Here is a 16,175-nt window from a genome sequence, read left to right on the forward strand (position 1 = left end):
TTGGCTGATGTTAAAACAACCGTGCGAATACTGATTTCGGGGTCTTCCGTTCTTCCCACGCCAGTTGATGCCGCTCGTCGAAGAACCAGCCTGGCGCCAACTCCGCAACCTCTACCACCGACTGATCGATGAGCTGTGTGAAGCGGGCGACGTCATCCTGCCGCAAAAAGTAGAGCGCGGCAGAGTAGTAGTGATGGGCACGCCCCTGAGCAATGACCACCGGGTCAGCGCCAAACGCAGCCGCATTGTCACAGGCGCGCAGCAGATCGCGCAGCGACTGCTCACGCCGCTCTGCCGACTTGCGGGTCTGCCCGCCGAAGCTCTGGGTATGAAAGCGATAACGCCCCAGCAGCTCGGGGATGAAATCCAGGGTGCCCGGATTGAGGGAGAGATTCAGGATGTGCCAGGGGTAATCGAGAATGATCTTGCACCCTTCATCGATGGCATCAGTCATGCCGTCATAGTGGCGGAACATGATGGAGCTGGCATTGACGAAGACCCCGAAGCGGATCAGCGCCTCCCGCGTCATCACGGGTTCGAGGTAACGGGCATTGTAGTAATCGCGGGTGAAGAACTTGATGCGCGCATCGGTCTCATCATCGAACATCTCCGCCTCGTGATAGCAAAGCGTGCAGCCGGGGTGCACGTCCAGATAGTCGGCCTGACGCTGCAGCTTGCCCGGCAAAGCCAGATCGTCGCCATCCACATAGGCAAGGTAGGCCCCTTTTGCTTCACCAAGCAGCCGCTTCTGGGTTCTGGCCAGCCCCATGTTCTGTTCGTTTTGCAGGGCCCGCAGGGCCGGCCACTGCCGTGCCAGCCGCTGCATGATGGACCAGGAGTCATCACTCGAGCCGTCATCGATGGCGATCACCTCGAACTCGAAATCCGTCTGCTGCTCGAGCAGGCTGAGCAGGCAGGGTTCGATGAAGCGCGCCAGATTGTAGACGGGCACCAATACGCTGACTTTCATAGGGAAATCCAAGGGAAAATGAATAGAAAAGAAGCGGATGGGAGAAAATGGGCAAGGCTACCGCACGGTCCCTGTCAACCCTTCTCCCTCTCTGTCAGGTTTTACTGCAAGAGCTATGCCTGACCAAGCTAATCCATTGAAGCTGCGGGATTTATGTGAGCCACACCCGATTATTCACGTCGGCTGAGGCCACGGCTGCACAGTTGCAGCATGTCGATGCCATCCCAGTGCCATTCGAATGCGAGCGCCTGTCCCGGCGCCACCACCCGGTCAATCCGGCAGGTGGGGGCAGTCGGCAGCGCCGCTTCGACCCCGGCCCTGTCACCGCCGACCCAGACGCAGGTCTGCATGTCCCAGGGCTGTGCCAGCAGCTCATTCAGGGTATCGGCCACAAATTCGGCAACTGTACCTCCTCCGACGTGTGCGAGCCGCAGCGTGCTGGTCGGAGTCAATAAGGTGACGCCGGGCAAGCAGGTCACCTTCATTCCTCCCTGCTCGGCGGCATTTTGTTGACTGTGGATGAGTCGTTCCATCACCAGGGCGGGATCGGCGGCAAAGGGAGCAAACAGGGCTTCCAGCAAGCGGCGGCGCAGTCCCTCATCGGGTTCACCCAGCCAGCAGAAGGTGGTTGGTGAGGCGCAGGCCTGCTGGTTGAAACGGGTGCAGTCCTGCTGCAAGGCATCCAGCATCCGTTGCCACTCTTGCGGCTCCAGCCCGGCCAGCCAGCGGCTGTCGAGTACCGCCATCGAGCGGCGATCCGGAAACACCACTTCCTGTGCCATGGGGGCCAGGGGAATGGCTCGCACCTGGCGAATGGTCTCGTCGCCACCCCAGATGATGCGCAGCCGGCAGCGCGCCGACAGCCAGGCGGTGATGCCCTCGTCGTGCTCATAGCGAATAAAGCGGGTACGGGCAGCGATCTCTTGCCATTCACCGAGGCTGAACAGTTCGTTGAGGATCGCCAGCATGGCCTCCTGCTGCGGAGCGCGGCGTGACGACAGCCGCACCACGCAGGGGTTGCCCATCAACAGAGCCACCAACCAGGAGTAGAAAGCCACCGTCGGCACGTTGGAGGGCACCAGGTGAAAGGTGACCCCCAGCGGCCCCCGTCCCTGCAAGCGCAGCTGTTCTCTAGCCAGCTGGCGCGGCCGCAGCCAGAAACCGAACGCGGCCAGATCGGGGTGACGACGCCCCTCCTGCTGCAGGCGGGCCGACAGCGCCGCCACGAAGTCGCAGATGACGGGGGCAAAGCAGGGCAAGGGCTGCGGGCTGAAGGTTTGCCAGCCCGCCGTCGGCGCCACGAAGCCGACCGCCGGCCCCTCCTGCCAGAGCCCGGTGGTCGCCCCGGACGGGGTCATTGGAAGGTGTCGCTGCATCCCCTCACCTCGGCGCCTTGCTGGCGTCCCGCTACGTGAAAATAACGGCCATGGCGGCCACAAGGGCAGTCATCCTCTCCCAGCAGCACGCCGAGATCCTCGCTCAGCAGGCTGTGGCCGGGATAACTGCCGGGGATGGCGGAGAGCACCTGCAGCAGGCCTGGACTGCCAATCCCGAGCGGCTGATGGGTGAGCGGATCGCGCACCTGTACATCGGCAAACACGGGAGCATGCAGGTGTCCCTGCTCGCACTCGACGAAGATGGAGCCCACCTGCTCCACCATGCCATAGAAGTTGTGTACCCGACCCAGCCCCAGCTGTTCGCGGCAACGGGCCTTGAAGGCAGGATTGTCCATCGCCAGGTGCTGCAGCTTCTTCCAGCCGCCGCTGTGAAACAAAATGCCCTGCGTCAGCGGTAGTTGCAGGCCGCGCTCGCGCAGCGGTTCCAGCAGGCATTGCCAGACCATGAAGGTGAAACCGAACAGCAGCACCGGCTGGCCGGCATATTTGTCACAAAAAGCCTCTATCACCGGCCAGTTGGGCCGCATCTGCTCGTCGAGAGCATAGGTATGATCACGGCCGAGGAAAGAGAGCCCCAGCGCGCCCGCGCCGCGCGCCGAAAAGCCGCTGCGGTTCTGGATGAGGGCGGGTTGCTCCACCAGCAGCATGGGCAGGCGCTGCTTGCCGACAAACTCCTGCAGGATCTTCACCAGCACCTTACTCTGCAGGGCGGCGGTCTCCCTGTCCAGCACGATCCGTGATGGTGAACCCGTGGTGCCCGACGAGGTGAGCACCTTGAACACCTCGCTCTGCGGCACGCTCTGCCACTGGGCCAGTTTGAACAGCCGGGCCGCCAGGTAGGGCAGCGCATCGTAGTCGGTCGCTGCGGCTGTCCAGCCGAAGGCTTGCAGCACATTGTCATAGGCCGTGCAGTGCGCCTGATGGTACGCAGTCAGCGCGTTGAGACGCGCCAGCAGCAGCGCCTGTTTGGCGGCCTGGGGCAGGGCGAAGACCGGCGCGCTCAGCAAGTGCTCCATCACGCCTCCCCCGCCAGTCTGGCCAGAGCGGCGTAGTCAATCTTGTGATTGGCGGTGCGCGGCAGTTGCGTCACCTGCACCACCTGCACCGCCCGCGGCGGGGCCTGCAGCCACTGCGCCAGCTCGCGCTGCAAGCCGTCGGTCGGCTGGTCACCGCGAGGCTCGACGGCCACCAGCAGGCTGTCATCACGCCCGCCGCACGCCCCCGACCAGCCCCAGCGATGGAGCTGGCTCTCGACCTCTGCCAGGCTGATCCGCTTGCCGAACAACTTGAGAAAACGACTGAGACGGCCGCAGATGTAGTAGCGGCCCGCCTCGTCACTGCGAGCCAGATCGCCGGTGGCCAGCTCCTGCAGCAGGGCGCCCTGCACCAGATCCTCGACGGTAGTGGCATAGCCCAACATGACGTTGTCGCCGCGATAGACCAGCTCCCCCTCCCCGGGCTTGCCCCCCTCCAGCTCGCGCAAGGCGAAGTGGCCTCCGGGAATGGCGCGGCCGATGGCATCCGGATGGGTGACCACCTCGTGCGCCGCCAGCCAGGCCATGCGCGCGGTCGCCTCTGTCTGGCCATACATGACGAAGAAGCGCCGCCCCAGCCGCAGGGCCTGTTCGGCAAACTGCCGCGCCAGCGCGGGTTCGAGTCGCCCCCCCGCCTGGGTCAGGGTCTGCAAAGAAGGATACCGAGCCCAGTCAAAGCGCAGCCGGGCCAGCATCTGATAGGTAAAGGGCACCCCGGCAAAGCTGCTCACCTCGTGCAGATCGACCTGCTGCCAGAAGTCGCGCTCCAGCACGCTCCCTTCGTGCTGCACCAGGGAGGCGCCCACCAGCAGATGGCTGTTGAGCACAGAGAGGCCATAGGAGTAGAACAGCGGCAGGCTGGTGATGGCTCGCTCTGTCGTCGTCAGCGCCAGATAGTCGGCGATGGAGGCGGCGTTGGCCGCCAGATTGCGCCCCGACAGCCGCACCCACTTGGCGCTGCCGGTGCTGCCCGAGGTCGGCAGCAATACTGACAGTTCCGGGTGCAAGGTTGGCGTCGTCGCGGCGAGCCGCTCCAGCTGACCGGCGTCATTGACCCGCCAGCTCACGCCAAACTGCCGGCAGCTGGCATCGTGCTGGCTCGCTGGGAGGGCCGGGTCTGCCAGCATAACGACATGCCCCAGCCTGAGCGCGGCCAGATAGTGCAGCAGGTGGGCGGTGCGGGTGAAAAAGGGCAGATAGACCAGGCTGCGCTCGTCCGGATAACTGGCCGCCAGCCGCGCCACCCGCCGTGCCAGCTCGCCGTAGGAGAGCCAGCCCTCTTGCGGATCGCACCATGCCGGCGCCAGGTTGTCTTCCCGCAGGTGGGCGAGCAGTGCGTGCGTGTGATCCATCAGACCGTCATGCCTCCATCCACGCCGATGACCTGACCGGTCACATAGCTTGCCAGGTCGGAGGCGAGAAACAGCGCCACCTTGGCCACTTCGTCCGGCGTGCCGATGCGCCCCATGGCGATGCTGGCGAGCCGCTCGGCGAACTTGTCGTCCGGGATGGCGTGGGCCATCTCGGTGTCGATGAAGCCGGGGGCGATGGCATTGACCCGGATCCGGCTGGCGGCCAGCTCCTTGGCCAGCGACTGGGTGATGCCGATCACCGCCGCCTTGCTGCCGGCATAGCTGCAAAGGCCGGCGGCACCCACCCGCCCCATCAGGGAGGCCAAATTGATGATGCTGCCGCCACCGCTGCGCTGCATCAGGCGGGCGGCATACTGGCTGCAATAGACCACGCTGAAGGTGTTGTGACTGAAGGTCTGCTCCAGCTGTGCCTGATTGACCATACCGAGCAGCCCCTCTTCCAGCATGCCGGCATTGTTGACCAGCACGTCCAACTGGCGGGTCTGGGCAAACAGCTGCTGAAAGGCCTGCTTGACCGCCTGCGGCTGTGCCACGTCGACACAGAGCGGCTGACAAGGCACGCCGAACTCGGCGCCGAGCTCATCGGCCAGTCGGCTCATGGCCGCCTCGTCGCGCCCCGCCAGCCACAGCTCGGCCCCCTGCGCGGCAAATTGCCGGGCAATGGCGAGCCCGATGCCGCGCCCGGCGCCGGTGATCAACACCCGCTTGCCTTGCAGCAACCCCTGCATCAGAGGGCGACCCCGTACTTGGCGAGGATCTCCCGCGCCTTGGCGACCGAGCTCATGTCGATGATGTCATCGGTATCGAGCAGCACACCGTAGCAGTCCTCCAGCTGGGCGATCAGGCCCATGTGGGCGACGGAGTCCCACTGGGGAATGCTGTTGTAGGCCAGCTGGTCGCTGACACTGCCGACGTCGATGCCGAGGGCATCGGCAAAAACCTGTTCCAACGCTGTAGTCATCTGAAAAATCTCCGTAGCCGTTCTCGGGCGGCATAATAGTCGGCGGGCTGCAGTTCGAGGGCGATGAAGTCGCCCTGTTGCCCCTGTTGGCGATAGCCGAGCTGCGCATTGAGGCGCAGGGCGGCGTCATTGCCGGTGCGCACCAGGGTGCGGATGCAGCCGAGCCCGAAGGTATCGAAGCCCTGATCGAGCTGTGACAGGGCGGCAGCGACGGCCAGCATAGGGTGGCGCACGCTGGAGCGGCCCAGATAGAGGCCGGCATCCGCCACCGGCTGCCCCAGCAAAGACTGCCTCATCTCCCCTTTCAGGTTGACGTAGCCGGCCCGCAGGCCGCGGCACCAGAGCACCCAGTGCTGCTGGTCAGGCCGTTCCAGGCTGCTGACGAACCACTGCCGTTGCTGACTGGGGGAGATGAGCGCCTGCTCCACCATCTGCAACCGCACCTCGTCCTGGTTGCGCCAGCGTCGTAGAGTAGGCAGATCCCAGGGCTGGAGCGGGCGCAATTCGACACCATAACTCATGTTCAATACCAATGACGTTCCATCACTTGCCCATGTTATCGACCATCGCCGGGCAATTCCGTAGCAAAGCTCAATAATATAAGATGAAAACTCGGTATAATCTCAAAAATAATCAACGAGTTGTCATCAATTATCCGGCCCGTCGACCACGTCGGGCTCCTCAGGGAGAGAGCATCATGGCCATCGCCATCATCCCGGCACGGGGCGGCAGCAAGCGCATTCCCCGCAAGAACATCCGTCCCTTCTGCGGCTTGCCCATGATTGCCTACGCCATTGAGGCGGCCAGAGACTCGGGCTGTTTCAGTCGGGTGGTGGTCTCCACCGATGACCCGGAGATCGCCGAGGTGGCACGTCGCCTCGGGGCTGACGTGCCCTTCCTGCGGGGCGCCGCGCTGGCCGATGACCATACCGGCACCACCCCGGTGGTGATCGACACCATCCAGCGACTCGACCAGCTCGGCATCCAGGCAGAGCACTACTGCTGCATCTATGCCACCGTGCCGCTGATCCAGGCGGCCGACCTGCGCGTCGCCCACGCTCGCCTGCTCGCCAGCCAGGCGCCCTTCGTCTACACGGTGGCCGAATTCGGCTTCCCGATCCAGCGGGCGGTACGCATGGACGCGCAAGGCAGGGTCACGCCGTTCTGGCCGGAGCAGATGGCGAAACGCTCCCAGGATCTGGAGCCCGCCTATCAGGATGCCGGCCAGTTCTACTGGGGCAGTCGCGCGGCCTGGCTGGGAGGGATCAGCCCGGTGGGGGGAGAGGGGATCGGCCACATATTGCCAAGGCACAGGGTGGTCGACATCGACACGCCGGAAGATTGGCACCTGGCCGAACTGCTCTATCAAGTGCTGGCCCAAGATGACGTTTAAGGTTGCCTTCCGGCTAGACGCTGGCGCCGATATCGGCCTGGGCCACCTGATGCGCTGTCTGGCCATCGCCGATCGGCTGCACGCCGCCGGGGCCGAGTGCCACTTCCTCTGCCACGATCTGCCGGCGCACCTGCTGTCGTTGCTGCGGCCCCATCACCATCATCCCCTGAGCGCGTTCGATGACGCTGGTGCCCTGCCTCGCCTGCTGCCCGATTGGCTGGTGTTCGATCACTACCAGATTGACCAGCGGCTTGAAACCCAGCTGGCCGCCCACTGCGGCCGCGTGCTGGTAATCGATGATCTGGCCGACCGGCCGCACCACTGCCAGCTGCTGCTGGATCAGGGCCCCTTGCGCCGCGCCGCCGATTACCAGCCGCTCACCCCCGCAGATTGCCGGCTGCTGCTGGGCACCGATTATGCCCTGCTGCGCCCCGCCTATCGCCAGCTGGCGCGGCAACACGCCAGTCAGTGGCAACGGGGCCTCATCTGCTTTGGCGGCGCCGACCCGGCCGGCGCCTGCCTCATCACCCTCAACAGCCTGGCACGGCTGCCCTGGGCCCGCACCATACGCTGGACTCTGGTGGCGGGCGGCGCCAATCCCTTCTGGCCCGAGCTGGAGCAGAGAGTGGCCGAACTGGCCGACCTCGATTTGGTGCTGCTGCGCCAGAGCGACCAGATGGCCGACCTGATGAGCCGGCACGACTTCGCCATCGGCGCCGCCGGCGGCATGACCTGGGAGCGGGCCTGTCTCGGCCTGCCGACCCTGGCGGTGTCCATCGTCGACAACCAGCAGTTCAACGACCAGGTGATCGCCCGCTTTCAGCTGGCCGAGCGGCTGACCCTGAGCGAGCTGGCCGAGCCTGAGCGACTGCTGCAGGCTCTGCAACGGCTTGAACAACAGTCAGACGACTACCGCCACCGTGGCCAGCAGCTGGTGGACGGGTTGGGGCTGGATCGGCTCACCGCCCGGTTGCTGCAACAATCGGATTATCAGCTGTTACCAGATGGCCAACAGTGGCAACTACGCCATGATGACCAACCGCTGCTCACCCTGACGCTGAACGGCCAGCGACTGACATGGCAGGCCACCCGGCCACTTCAGCCCACGCAGTGGCAAGAGCTGGCACATCGCTTGCAAACAATTTTCTCCCAATTTCCCCTCTATCTTGCCGAGCCACCGCAGATAGCGCCCCCTGCCCCTTGGCAGCCGGCGCCGCAAGGCTGGCAACTTGGCACAGGAGTCTGAACACAGATGCAGATCGCCCATCAATCCATCGGCCCGGCGCAGGCTCCCTATGTGATCGCCGAACTGTCGGCCAACCACAACGGCAACCTGGAGCGTGCACTGGCCATCATGACCGCCGCCAAGGAGGCCGGGGCCAGTGCGGTCAAGCTGCAGACCTATCGGCCCGACACCATCACCCTCAACAGTGATCGGCCGGAATTTCAGATCCACGGCGGTTTGTGGGATGGCCACAACCTCTATGACCTCTATGAGTGGGCGCACACCCCCTGGGAGTGGCATCAGGCCCTGTTTGCCAAAGGGCGCGAGCTGGGCCTGACGGTCTTCAGCAGTCCGTTCGACTTCAGCGCGGTGGATCTGCTGGAATCTCTCGACTGCCCGGCCTACAAGATCGCCTCCTTCGAGCTGGTGGATCTGCCTCTCATCCGCTACGCCGCCCAGACCGGCAAGCCACTCATCATGTCCACCGGCATGGCGAACGAGGCCGAGATCGCCGCCGCGGTCGAGATGGCGCTCAAGCACGGCAACGGCCAGCTGGCCCTGCTGCACTGCGTCAGCGGCTATCCGGCGCCGGCAGCTGAGTACAACCTGCGTACCATCCCTATGTTGCGCCAGCGCTTCGGGGTCGAAGTGGGGCTCTCCGATCACACCCTGGGATCGGCCACGGCCATCGCCGCCACCGCGCTCGGGGCGACCCTCATCGAGAAACACTTCACCCTGGCCCGCGCCGACGGCGGGCCGGATTGCGCCTTCTCCATGGAACCGGCCGAACTCACCGAGCTGGTAGCCTCGGTCAATACCGCTCATGCCGCCCTCGGGGTAGCCGATTACCAACTCACCGCCAGTGAACAGGGCAACCGCGCGTTTCGCCGCTCCCTCTATCTGGTCAAGGAGATGGCCGCCGGCGAGGCGCTCACCGCAGAGCATATCAAGTCGGTGCGCCCCGCCCTTGGCCTGCCCCCCGCCGATTACGATCGGCTCATCGGCAAGCGGGTCAACCGCAGCCTGAGTGCCAACCAACCGCTGAGCTGGGAGTGGATAGACAACGATGAGTGATGATCTCTTCAACCAGCACGGCAGGCTCATCAGCCAGCGCTGGCCCGCCCTCTGGCCCCGCCTGCTGGCACAGGACGTTGAAAGCCTGCCGGCCGAGCTGACCGAGGGGCTCGGCTCCACCCTCAGACTCCACGGCATCCAGCTCACCAGCCGGCACGACCGGGTGAAGGAGGCCGAGCTGCAGGCCGCCAGCCTGCCCGAGCAACCGGTGCTGCACCTCTACGGCACCGGGCTCGGCGATCTGCCGCGCGCCCTGCTGGGGCGCAACAGCCTCAAGCGGCTGGAAGTGAAGATCATGAATGGCGCCCTGTTTGCCCTGGTGCTGCGGCTGCTGGACCAGCAGGACTGGCTGACGGACCCCAGGGTCGAGCTGATGATGGCCGGCGACGAAGGGGAGGTGCGGCTGCCCTTTTTCGCCCTGCCGCCCGAGCTGCTGCTGGTGGAAGATGCCGCCGCCCGCATCCGCGACCGGCTGGTGAGTGAAATAGACTTGCCGTTCGCCCGGGCCAGGTTCGACGCCGAGCACCCCGACGTCACCCGGCGGCTGGCGGAAAACCGCGATCTGCTGGCCAGCGACGGCGATGTGGCGTCCCTGTTTGGTCTGGCTCAGGGCAAGCAGGCCCTGATCGTGGCGAGCGGCCCGACCCTGCAGCACAACCTGACCACCCTGCAGGCCCAGTTGCAGCGCCGTCGGCAGGATTACCTGCTCATCAGCGTCGATACCGCGCTGGCGTTTTTGCTTGGCCACGGCATCCGGCCCGACATCGTCGTCACCATAGATGACGCCATCGACGGCAACCGGCTGCCCGCCGCCCAGTCGGCCCAGACCACCCTGGTCTATTACCCCACGGTTCCCACGGCAGCCCTGCTGGCCTGGCAGGGGCCGCGCAAGACAGCCTACTCCCGCAGCCCCATGTATCAGCAACTGCGGCAGACGCTCCCCAAGGGCGTGCTGCACTCGGGTGGCAGCGTCATTCATCCCGCCGTGGATCTCGCCGTGCAGATGGGTTGCCACCAGGTCATCCTGCTGGGCACCGACTTCGCCTTTCCCGGCGAGCTCACCCACTCGGGCTGGGCCGACGGTGCGCTCGGCCCCAGCGCCGCGCTGGCACTCAGCTGGGCCCTCGACGGCCATGGCCGGCGGGTCAAGACCAATCCGAACTTTTCCGCCTACCGCACCGAGCTCGAGCGCTACATAACGCGCCACCCCGAGGTGCAGTTCTGGAACTGCAGCCGGGAAGGCGCGGAAATCGCTGGCTGCCACTATCACCCGGAGTACGTGCAATGAAAAACGGCCAGATCACCCGACTCACCGCCCTGGCGCACCAGTTTCGACTGGGGCAGTCGGTCGCCGCGAGTCAGGCATTGCCGGAACTGCTGCAAGAGGTGCTCACCGAGCAGGGCAACCTGCCGCCCGGGCTGGTAGCCGCCCTGCTGCAGTGCCAGGAACGCCAGGACTGGCTGGGGCTGGCCGACTACCTCGAATATGAAGTGGTGCACTGCCTGTCGACCCCGGCCGGCGACACCACCACAGGAGACCACTGATGATCAAGGCCATGTCCAACGCCTCCGAGCAGGAGCTGTCACGCCGTCAGACCTTCAGCGAGTTGCTGCACGCCAGCCCGCTGCCCGCGGCCGAGCTGCAGAACAACCTGGGCCTCTACCTCAAGCGCCAGTCGCTCTCCCGCATCCTGTTCATGCACGAGCTGTATCAGAAGATCGTGCCGGTCCACGGCGTCATCATGGATTTCGGTACCCGCTGGGGTCAGAACCTGGCGCTTTTCTCCTCGTTTCGCGGCATGTATGAACCCTACAACTACAACCGCAAGCTGGTGGGATTCGATACCTTCAGCGGTTTCCCTTCCCACGCCCCGCAAGATGGCAGCGACGCCGCCATCCAGCCCGGTGCCTACGGGGTGACGCCGGGCTATGAGCAGCATCTGGCCCAACTGCTCGCCGCCCATGAGGCGGAAAGTCCGCTGGACCATATCGTCAAGCATGAGCTGGTGAAGGGAGATGTGACCGAGACGCTGCCGGCCTATCTGGCTCGTCAGCCGGAGACCATGGTTGCGCTGGCCTATTTTGACTTTGATCTCTACGAGCCGACCCGCCGCTGCCTCGAGCTCATCAAGCCGCACCTGACCAAGGGATCGGTGCTGGCATTCGATGAGCTCAACTGGCCCGCCTTTCCGGGGGAGACCCTGGCCCTCAAGGAGGTGCTGGGGCTGGATCGCTACGCCGTCCGTCGCACCCCGCACAACCCGGGGCCAGCCTATCTGGTGATCGAGTAGTCCGGTTGCGGGCTGAGGCGACGCAGCAGCCCGGCATCCAGCAGCATCCGCGCCAGCGGCTCCACCCGCCAGAACGGCGCCCCTATGATCTCGGCGATCTCGAACAGGGTCAGTTTGCCGTCGCTGTAGGCCAGCAGATTCATCATCTCCCGCACCTGCCAGCCCGAATAGCGGGTCGACAAATCCGGATAGAGCCCCCGCTTGCCGAGCTGGGGTTCGCCCAGCACTGTGACCTCGCAGCGCTCGTCCAGCTCCAGACACTCGATGGCCCGGCGCAGCGCCATGAATCCGCCCGCCAGACCGGCCGGCGTCACCAGCGAGAGGTCATCGAGCGAGGTGTGGTACTCGGCATAACAGCCGTATCTGCTGCGCATCACCGAGGTGACCGGCAGATCGATGCCGGGCGCGCACAACTGCCGCTCGTTGGAGCCCCGCTCCAGGAAGCTGTAAGCCTGGTAGCCCGGCGCCAGATGGCCGAGCACATGGCGACCGATGCGATCCGCCAGCGAGTTGCCTTGGCGGGAAGGCAGGAAGGAGTAGCCTCGATCATCACCAAGGCAGGTCAGATTGAACCCGGCCAGGGTGCGCTGCTTGAGCTGGTCCAGATGGCGGGAGAGATAGACGATGGCCCCCAGGGTTTCAGGGACCAGCATCAGCCGGTAGCTGTAGCGACGTGTTGGCAGTGACGCCAGCCAGGCCATCAGGAAGACGCCGACGCAGGGGCCGGAGAGCTCGTTGTTGGCCATGGAGGGGTGGCAGGTGTAGCTCGACAGCAGGATCTCCTGCTCGCTCTCCCCCGGCAGCACCCAGTCGCCATAGGTGAGCGAGCCCGGGGCCAGGGTGGCATCGATCACCACCTGATATTCTCCCTCCGGCAGCGCCTCTCGCAGCCGATGGGGCAGACAGAAGCCCCAGCGGCGCTTGTAGTAGGAGGTCACATAGGGAATGGCGTCCGGCTGCTCGGGCAGAGAGTGAAGATGGGGCTGCAACTCGGCCAGCGAGAGGGTGCAGCGCACCGGCTCCGAGTAACCGACCAGATGCAGGTTGTGATCCTGGAAGTCCACCACCCTGCGTCCATCCGGCCCCACTATGTAGGCCTCCCGCACGTTCCACTCGTCAGGCACGGTCCAGTCGAAGCACTCGGTACCGCTGGCCACTTCATGGATCTGCAGCTCGGGCAGGCAGTGCTCGCGCCACAGGGCCAGCGACTGCCGAACCCCGTCCCCGGTCAGGCTGCGATTGAGCGGAAACAGCAGGGTGAGCAGCCGATGCAGCTGTTCACCGATCTGTGCCTGGTCGTCCCAGTCGGTGGGCAGATAACCGCTCTTGGGTGAAAAACTCATGGGATGGGTGCCTCGATCAATTCGACAATGTGGCCAAGCGGGCTCAGGAAAAACTGGACATGGGCACCGCCAAAGGCGATGGCTGGCTGGCTGGACCCGAGGGGCAGGTGGCGCTGTGTGCGCAGCCGTTCGGCACTCTCCTGCAGGTTGTTCACCCGATAGGCAAGGTGGTTGATGACGTTGCGCCGGGTATTGAGCACCTGGGCAACCGGGCTCTCCTCGCCGGCCGGGGCGACCAGCTCGTAGCAGAGACCATGGTCGTCATGCACAAACTGCACCCAGACCCGTTGCAGCGGATCTTCCACCGCCTCCGAGCAGCGGCTCAGCCCCAGCACGTCGCGGCAATAGGCCACACCGCTCGCCAGGTCCGGCACCACCAGTCCGATGTGATCAAACTGCATGGGGTTCTCCTCCTGCCCGGATCAGGGCGTATGGGGCCGCCGCCAGCAACTCGCTGGCAGCCAGGATGAAGTCGCGGCACGACACCGCCCAGACCGGCACCCGCTGGCACAGCGTCTGGCGCCAGGCGCCCCGCTCCTGCAGCAGGGCCACCAGCCGGGAGAGGTCGATTTCGCTGGCCAGCGACAGGTCGCGCACATAGTAATCCGCCTGCCACTCCCGCACGCGGCCGTCGACGCGCACCTGACCCGCAAACATCTTGTGATAGCGATAAGAGACGGCCAGCCGCTGCTCCACGTAGTGGGTGAAGGTGATGCGGTCGGGGTGGCAACCCAGCCCCAGCAGCCAGCCGTTCTGCTCCGCCAGCCAGCCGAACGGGCTCTCCTGGCCGAAACAGTCGTGACACTCCCGCGCCACCAGCGCAGGCCCCTGTGGGCCGCTGATCGCCATGCTGAAGACGGGATCCAGTGTGCGCACCACCCCTTCCCGCTGGCGGAACAGCTCCGTCATCAAGCCCACCTTGCTCGGGGTCTGCGCAGGGTCGAAGCATTCGTCCGCCATCGGGCTGTAACTGAAGGTCGGCACCAGCAGGTGTCCATCCAGCCACTGCTCCAGGCATGTCCAGAAGGCCGCGATGCCCTCGGCGTTGCCCATGCCGGCAAACTGTGCCACCACCATGGCATCCGAGTGCACCATCAGGGCGCCGCCTCTGGGGATCCCCAGCTCGGTCAGCGCCTGCTCGAGCGCCTGTTTCACACGGCAACCCCTTTGCTCTGCAGGGCTTGCTGGATGTCGGCCAGGCTCTTCAACTCGGCCAGCTCCTGCGGCTCGAACCGCACGGCATAGTGCTGCTCGACCAGCAGCAGCAGGTTGAAGTGACCCAGAGAGTCCCACTCGGGAAAGCTGCCGAGGGCAGACTGTGCGTTGATGCTGGCCTGGGGGAACTGCTGGTGTGCCAGCGCGATAAGATCATTCATTGGCGTAGAACTCCAAAAACGGGAGAGAAAGAGAGCAGAGATCAAGCGTGAGGAACAGCTCGTCCGCCAGCGGCAACAACCCCGCTGGAGTGGTTATCGGCCGGGTTGGCAGGCTCGCCAGAAAATCCCGTGCCGGCTGGTTGCGGGTGGTGGCGACCAGGCTGATGACCAGCTCGCTCACGCCTTGCACCCGCAGATGGTTTGCCAGTTGCGCCAGCAGCCAGTATTCAAAGCCGCGCCCCAGCACCCGGCAGCTGATGGCCAGGGTATCCAGCAGCGCCCTGCCCTCGTCGAGCGGGCGCACCACCAGCAGCGCCGTCATACCGTGCTCGGCGAATCGGTCTCGCAGGCCGGCCAGCCAGACGTCGCCTCCCTCGGCGGCCAGCCGGGCCAGCTCCGCCGCCTGATAACGGCGGCCGGAGAGGTTGAACTGATTGGTCTTCTGGCTGAGCTGCTCGGCTCGCAACTGGTTACCCGGGGAGAGCGGCTGCCAGTCGGCCTGCAGCGCCAATTGCCGCAGGAAGGCGTGCTCGTCGCCCAGTTGCCGGCGCACCGCCTCGGCCTCGGCCTGGGCCTGATAGGAGTGCTGCCGCAGGCCGTCATCCCGGCTCTGGTGGCGACTGCACAGGGCCGGCAGCGTCAGCAGGGCATCCGGCCAGCTCCAGAGATCGGCCGGCGGGGTCATCACCATCACCTCGGGGCAGTTGGCCTGCACCTCGGCCCGCTCCAGCTCGCTGTCATCCCAGAAGACCAGGCTGTCCAGCCCGACATTGAGGCGGGCTGCCAGCCGCCGCAGCCCCTGGGATTTGGGCTCCCAGCCGATCTCGGCGGCAGCGATCTGCGCCCGTGTCAGCACCATGCCCGGATGCTCGTCAAACAGCCGCCACACATCGTCCGCCAGATTCTTGGAGCAGAGCGCCAGCACTATGCCCTGCCCGTGCCAGTGGCTGGCCGCCTGCTGGAAGGCCTGGTAGAGCCGGCCCATCCCGTCCTGCCCCAGCAGGACGCCGCCGACACCGTCTTCGCCGACCACGCCGCCCCACAGGGTATTGTCGCAGTCGAGCACCAGCACCTTGTGGGCGGGTTGCTGCAACCGCTGCAGCAAGGGAAGAATCCACTGCGCCAGGCTGGCCAGACCGGCCATGGAGAAGGGGCAGGACATCAGATAGAGGTTGCGCCGATCGAAGCAGTGCTGGCGGCCATGCTGTTGCAGCCAGAGCGGCAGGTGCAAGTCATCCAGACCGGGTTGCTGCTGGCGCAGGCGGGCCATCTGCTGCTCGAACACACTGGCCAGCACGGCGAGTACGGCAGGGGCCGGGCCAAAGACACAGAGCGGCGCATGACTGCAGGCCCCCACCAGCAGGTGATCCTGCGGGCGGCGCTGCAGATGCTGCAACAGGGGCTGGCAGAGCGCGTCAACGAAGGCAGCGACTGCCAGCTGCTGCTCATCCTGTGCCAGACGGCCCCACTCCTGCAGGGTCCGGGCGGGCACCAGATCTTCCCACAGCCAGATGATGATATGGGTCCCGGCCGCGGCATCGGTGCTCTGGTTCATCAGGGTCTGCAACCACTGACCATGGGGGGCCACCTGCATTTCGCCGTATTCAGCCAGGGGTCGCCAGGCGAGGTTGCCCGGCATCAAGAACGAACTGCCACTGAGATGAAGCATGGTCATGACCTTCCCCGCTGCGCTACCGGAACCATCCCGGCGACCGACAAATGGGATGATCGTGTTTGA

The 16,175-nt window shown here is 65.3% G+C and carries 18 protein-coding genes; 6 read left to right on the forward strand and 12 right to left on the reverse strand.

Going from position 1 to position 16,175, the window contains the following annotated elements; all coding sequences use genetic code 11:
- Positions 1–10 precede the first annotated feature (10 nt).
- The 7 genes from PG900_RS17345 to PG900_RS17375 all read right to left on the reverse strand — a co-directional run bounded on the left by PG900_RS17345 (position 11) and on the right by PG900_RS17375 (position 6,268).
- Positions 11–982: a glycosyltransferase family 2 protein gene (locus PG900_RS17345; RefSeq protein ID WP_270799680.1), complete on the reverse strand. Its 972-nt coding sequence runs from the start codon at positions 980–982 to the stop codon at positions 11–13.
- A gap of 158 nt (positions 983–1,140) precedes the next feature.
- On the reverse strand, positions 1,141–2,328 hold the full coding sequence (locus PG900_RS17350; RefSeq protein WP_270799847.1) for an acyl-CoA reductase: 1,188 nt from the start codon (positions 2,326–2,328) through the stop codon (positions 1,141–1,143).
- A complete protein-coding gene (locus tag PG900_RS17355; RefSeq protein WP_270799678.1) occupies positions 2,325–3,383 on the reverse strand; it encodes a LuxE/PaaK family acyltransferase in 1,059 nt (352 codons plus the stop codon). The genes PG900_RS17350 and PG900_RS17355 overlap by 4 nt, the downstream gene beginning before the upstream one ends.
- Positions 3,383–4,753: an AMP-binding protein gene (locus PG900_RS17360; protein ID WP_139705026.1), complete on the reverse strand. Its 1,371-nt coding sequence runs from the start codon at positions 4,751–4,753 to the stop codon at positions 3,383–3,385. The genes PG900_RS17355 and PG900_RS17360 overlap by 1 nt, the downstream gene beginning before the upstream one ends.
- On the reverse strand, positions 4,753–5,502 hold the full coding sequence (locus PG900_RS17365; RefSeq protein ID WP_139705028.1) for an SDR family NAD(P)-dependent oxidoreductase: 750 nt from the start codon (positions 5,500–5,502) through the stop codon (positions 4,753–4,755). Before PG900_RS17365 ends, PG900_RS17360 begins: the two co-directional genes overlap by 1 nt.
- A complete protein-coding gene (locus PG900_RS17370) occupies positions 5,502–5,735 on the reverse strand; it encodes an acyl carrier protein (RefSeq protein ID WP_005306726.1) in 234 nt (77 codons plus the stop codon). Before PG900_RS17370 ends, PG900_RS17365 begins: the two co-directional genes overlap by 1 nt.
- A complete protein-coding gene (locus tag PG900_RS17375; protein WP_077096301.1) occupies positions 5,732–6,268 on the reverse strand; it encodes a GNAT family N-acetyltransferase in 537 nt (178 codons plus the stop codon). The genes PG900_RS17370 and PG900_RS17375 overlap by 4 nt, the downstream gene beginning before the upstream one ends.
- 164 nt (positions 6,269–6,432) lie before the next feature.
- Between PG900_RS17375 and pseF the strand changes: the two genes are divergently transcribed.
- From pseF to PG900_RS17405, 6 genes are read left to right on the forward strand one after another with little or no spacing between them, the layout of a single operon-like run.
- Positions 6,433–7,128, forward strand: a complete 696-nt coding sequence (gene pseF / locus PG900_RS17380) for a pseudaminic acid cytidylyltransferase (protein ID WP_106551486.1) — start codon at positions 6,433–6,435, stop codon at positions 7,126–7,128.
- A complete protein-coding gene (gene pseG / locus PG900_RS17385; RefSeq protein WP_270799665.1) occupies positions 7,118–8,374 on the forward strand; it encodes a UDP-2,4-diacetamido-2,4,6-trideoxy-beta-L-altropyranose hydrolase in 1,257 nt (418 codons plus the stop codon). Before pseF ends, pseG begins: the two co-directional genes overlap by 11 nt.
- A 6-nt stretch (positions 8,375–8,380) precedes the next feature.
- Entirely contained in the window at positions 8,381–9,427 is a 1,047-nt protein-coding gene (pseI, locus tag PG900_RS17390) for a pseudaminic acid synthase (protein ID WP_270799663.1), read from the forward strand.
- Positions 9,420–10,715 carry a motility associated factor glycosyltransferase family protein gene (locus tag PG900_RS17395; protein ID WP_270831914.1) on the forward strand — a complete coding sequence of 432 codons (1,296 nt, stop codon included), beginning with the start codon at positions 9,420–9,422 and terminating at the stop codon, positions 10,713–10,715. Before pseI ends, PG900_RS17395 begins: the two co-directional genes overlap by 8 nt.
- Positions 10,712–10,972: a hypothetical protein gene (locus PG900_RS17400; protein WP_010635733.1), complete on the forward strand. Its 261-nt coding sequence runs from the start codon at positions 10,712–10,714 to the stop codon at positions 10,970–10,972. Before PG900_RS17395 ends, PG900_RS17400 begins: the two co-directional genes overlap by 4 nt.
- Entirely contained in the window at positions 10,972–11,718 is a 747-nt protein-coding gene (locus PG900_RS17405; RefSeq protein WP_257689631.1) for a class I SAM-dependent methyltransferase, read from the forward strand. Before PG900_RS17400 ends, PG900_RS17405 begins: the two co-directional genes overlap by 1 nt.
- Here the strand turns inward: PG900_RS17405 and PG900_RS17410 are convergent.
- From PG900_RS17410 to PG900_RS17430, 5 genes are read right to left on the reverse strand one after another with little or no spacing between them, the layout of a single operon-like run.
- Positions 11,700–13,061: a DUF4910 domain-containing protein gene (locus PG900_RS17410; RefSeq protein ID WP_270799655.1), complete on the reverse strand. Its 1,362-nt coding sequence runs from the start codon at positions 13,059–13,061 to the stop codon at positions 11,700–11,702. The two genes, PG900_RS17405 and PG900_RS17410, sit on opposite strands and share 19 nt — an antisense overlap.
- Positions 13,058–13,462, reverse strand: coding sequence for a VOC family protein (locus tag PG900_RS17415; RefSeq protein ID WP_270799652.1), 405 nt, complete (start codon positions 13,460–13,462; stop codon positions 13,058–13,060). The genes PG900_RS17410 and PG900_RS17415 overlap by 4 nt, the downstream gene beginning before the upstream one ends.
- The gene (locus PG900_RS17420; protein ID WP_270831916.1) at positions 13,452–14,216 is read right to left on the reverse strand and encodes an AAC(3) family N-acetyltransferase; all 765 of its coding nucleotides are present in this window, start codon (positions 14,214–14,216) and stop codon (positions 13,452–13,454) included. Before PG900_RS17420 ends, PG900_RS17415 begins: the two co-directional genes overlap by 11 nt.
- On the reverse strand, positions 14,213–14,437 hold the full coding sequence (locus PG900_RS17425; protein WP_005306755.1) for an acyl carrier protein: 225 nt from the start codon (positions 14,435–14,437) through the stop codon (positions 14,213–14,215). The genes PG900_RS17420 and PG900_RS17425 overlap by 4 nt, the downstream gene beginning before the upstream one ends.
- Complete coding sequence (locus PG900_RS17430) at positions 14,430–16,112, reverse strand: HAD-IIIC family phosphatase (RefSeq protein WP_270831917.1); 1,683 nt, start codon at positions 16,110–16,112, stop codon at positions 14,430–14,432. The genes PG900_RS17425 and PG900_RS17430 overlap by 8 nt, the downstream gene beginning before the upstream one ends.
- Positions 16,113–16,175: the final 63 nt, after the last annotated feature.

This window comes from Aeromonas sp. QDB03 (assembly GCF_027707985.1).
GTDB classification, from domain to species: domain Bacteria; phylum Pseudomonadota; class Gammaproteobacteria; order Enterobacterales; family Aeromonadaceae; genus Aeromonas; species Aeromonas hydrophila.

Bases quoted from the DNA above. Each gene is read 5' to 3' on its own strand.
- PG900_RS17350 (WP_270799847.1), bottom strand. From the start codon at position 2,328: ATGACCCCGTCCGGGGCGACCACCGGGCTCTGGCAGGAGGGGCCGGCG.
- PG900_RS17355 (WP_270799678.1), bottom strand. From the start codon at position 3,383: ATGGAGCACTTGCTGAGCGCGCCGGTCTTCGCCCTGCCCCAGGCCGCC.
- PG900_RS17360 (WP_139705026.1), bottom strand. From the start codon at position 4,753: ATGGATCACACGCACGCACTGCTCGCCCACCTGCGGGAAGACAACCTG.
- PG900_RS17365 (WP_139705028.1), bottom strand. From the start codon at position 5,502: ATGCAGGGGTTGCTGCAAGGCAAGCGGGTGTTGATCACCGGCGCCGGG.
- PG900_RS17370 (WP_005306726.1), bottom strand. From the start codon at position 5,735: ATGACTACAGCGTTGGAACAGGTTTTTGCCGATGCCCTCGGCATCGAC.
- pseF (WP_106551486.1), top strand. From the start codon at position 6,433: ATGGCCATCGCCATCATCCCGGCACGGGGCGGCAGCAAGCGCATTCCC.
- pseG (WP_270799665.1), top strand. From the start codon at position 7,118: ATGACGTTTAAGGTTGCCTTCCGGCTAGACGCTGGCGCCGATATCGGC.
- pseI (WP_270799663.1), top strand. From the start codon at position 8,381: ATGCAGATCGCCCATCAATCCATCGGCCCGGCGCAGGCTCCCTATGTG.
- PG900_RS17395 (WP_270831914.1), top strand. From the start codon at position 9,420: ATGAGTGATGATCTCTTCAACCAGCACGGCAGGCTCATCAGCCAGCGC.
- PG900_RS17400 (WP_010635733.1), top strand. From the start codon at position 10,712: ATGAAAAACGGCCAGATCACCCGACTCACCGCCCTGGCGCACCAGTTT.
- PG900_RS17405 (WP_257689631.1), top strand. From the start codon at position 10,972: ATGATCAAGGCCATGTCCAACGCCTCCGAGCAGGAGCTGTCACGCCGT.
- PG900_RS17410 (WP_270799655.1), bottom strand. From the start codon at position 13,061: ATGAGTTTTTCACCCAAGAGCGGTTATCTGCCCACCGACTGGGACGAC.
- PG900_RS17415 (WP_270799652.1), bottom strand. From the start codon at position 13,462: ATGCAGTTTGATCACATCGGACTGGTGGTGCCGGACCTGGCGAGCGGT.
- PG900_RS17425 (WP_005306755.1), bottom strand. From the start codon at position 14,437: ATGAATGATCTTATCGCGCTGGCACACCAGCAGTTCCCCCAGGCCAGC.
- PG900_RS17430 (WP_270831917.1), bottom strand. From the start codon at position 16,112: ATGACCATGCTTCATCTCAGTGGCAGTTCGTTCTTGATGCCGGGCAAC.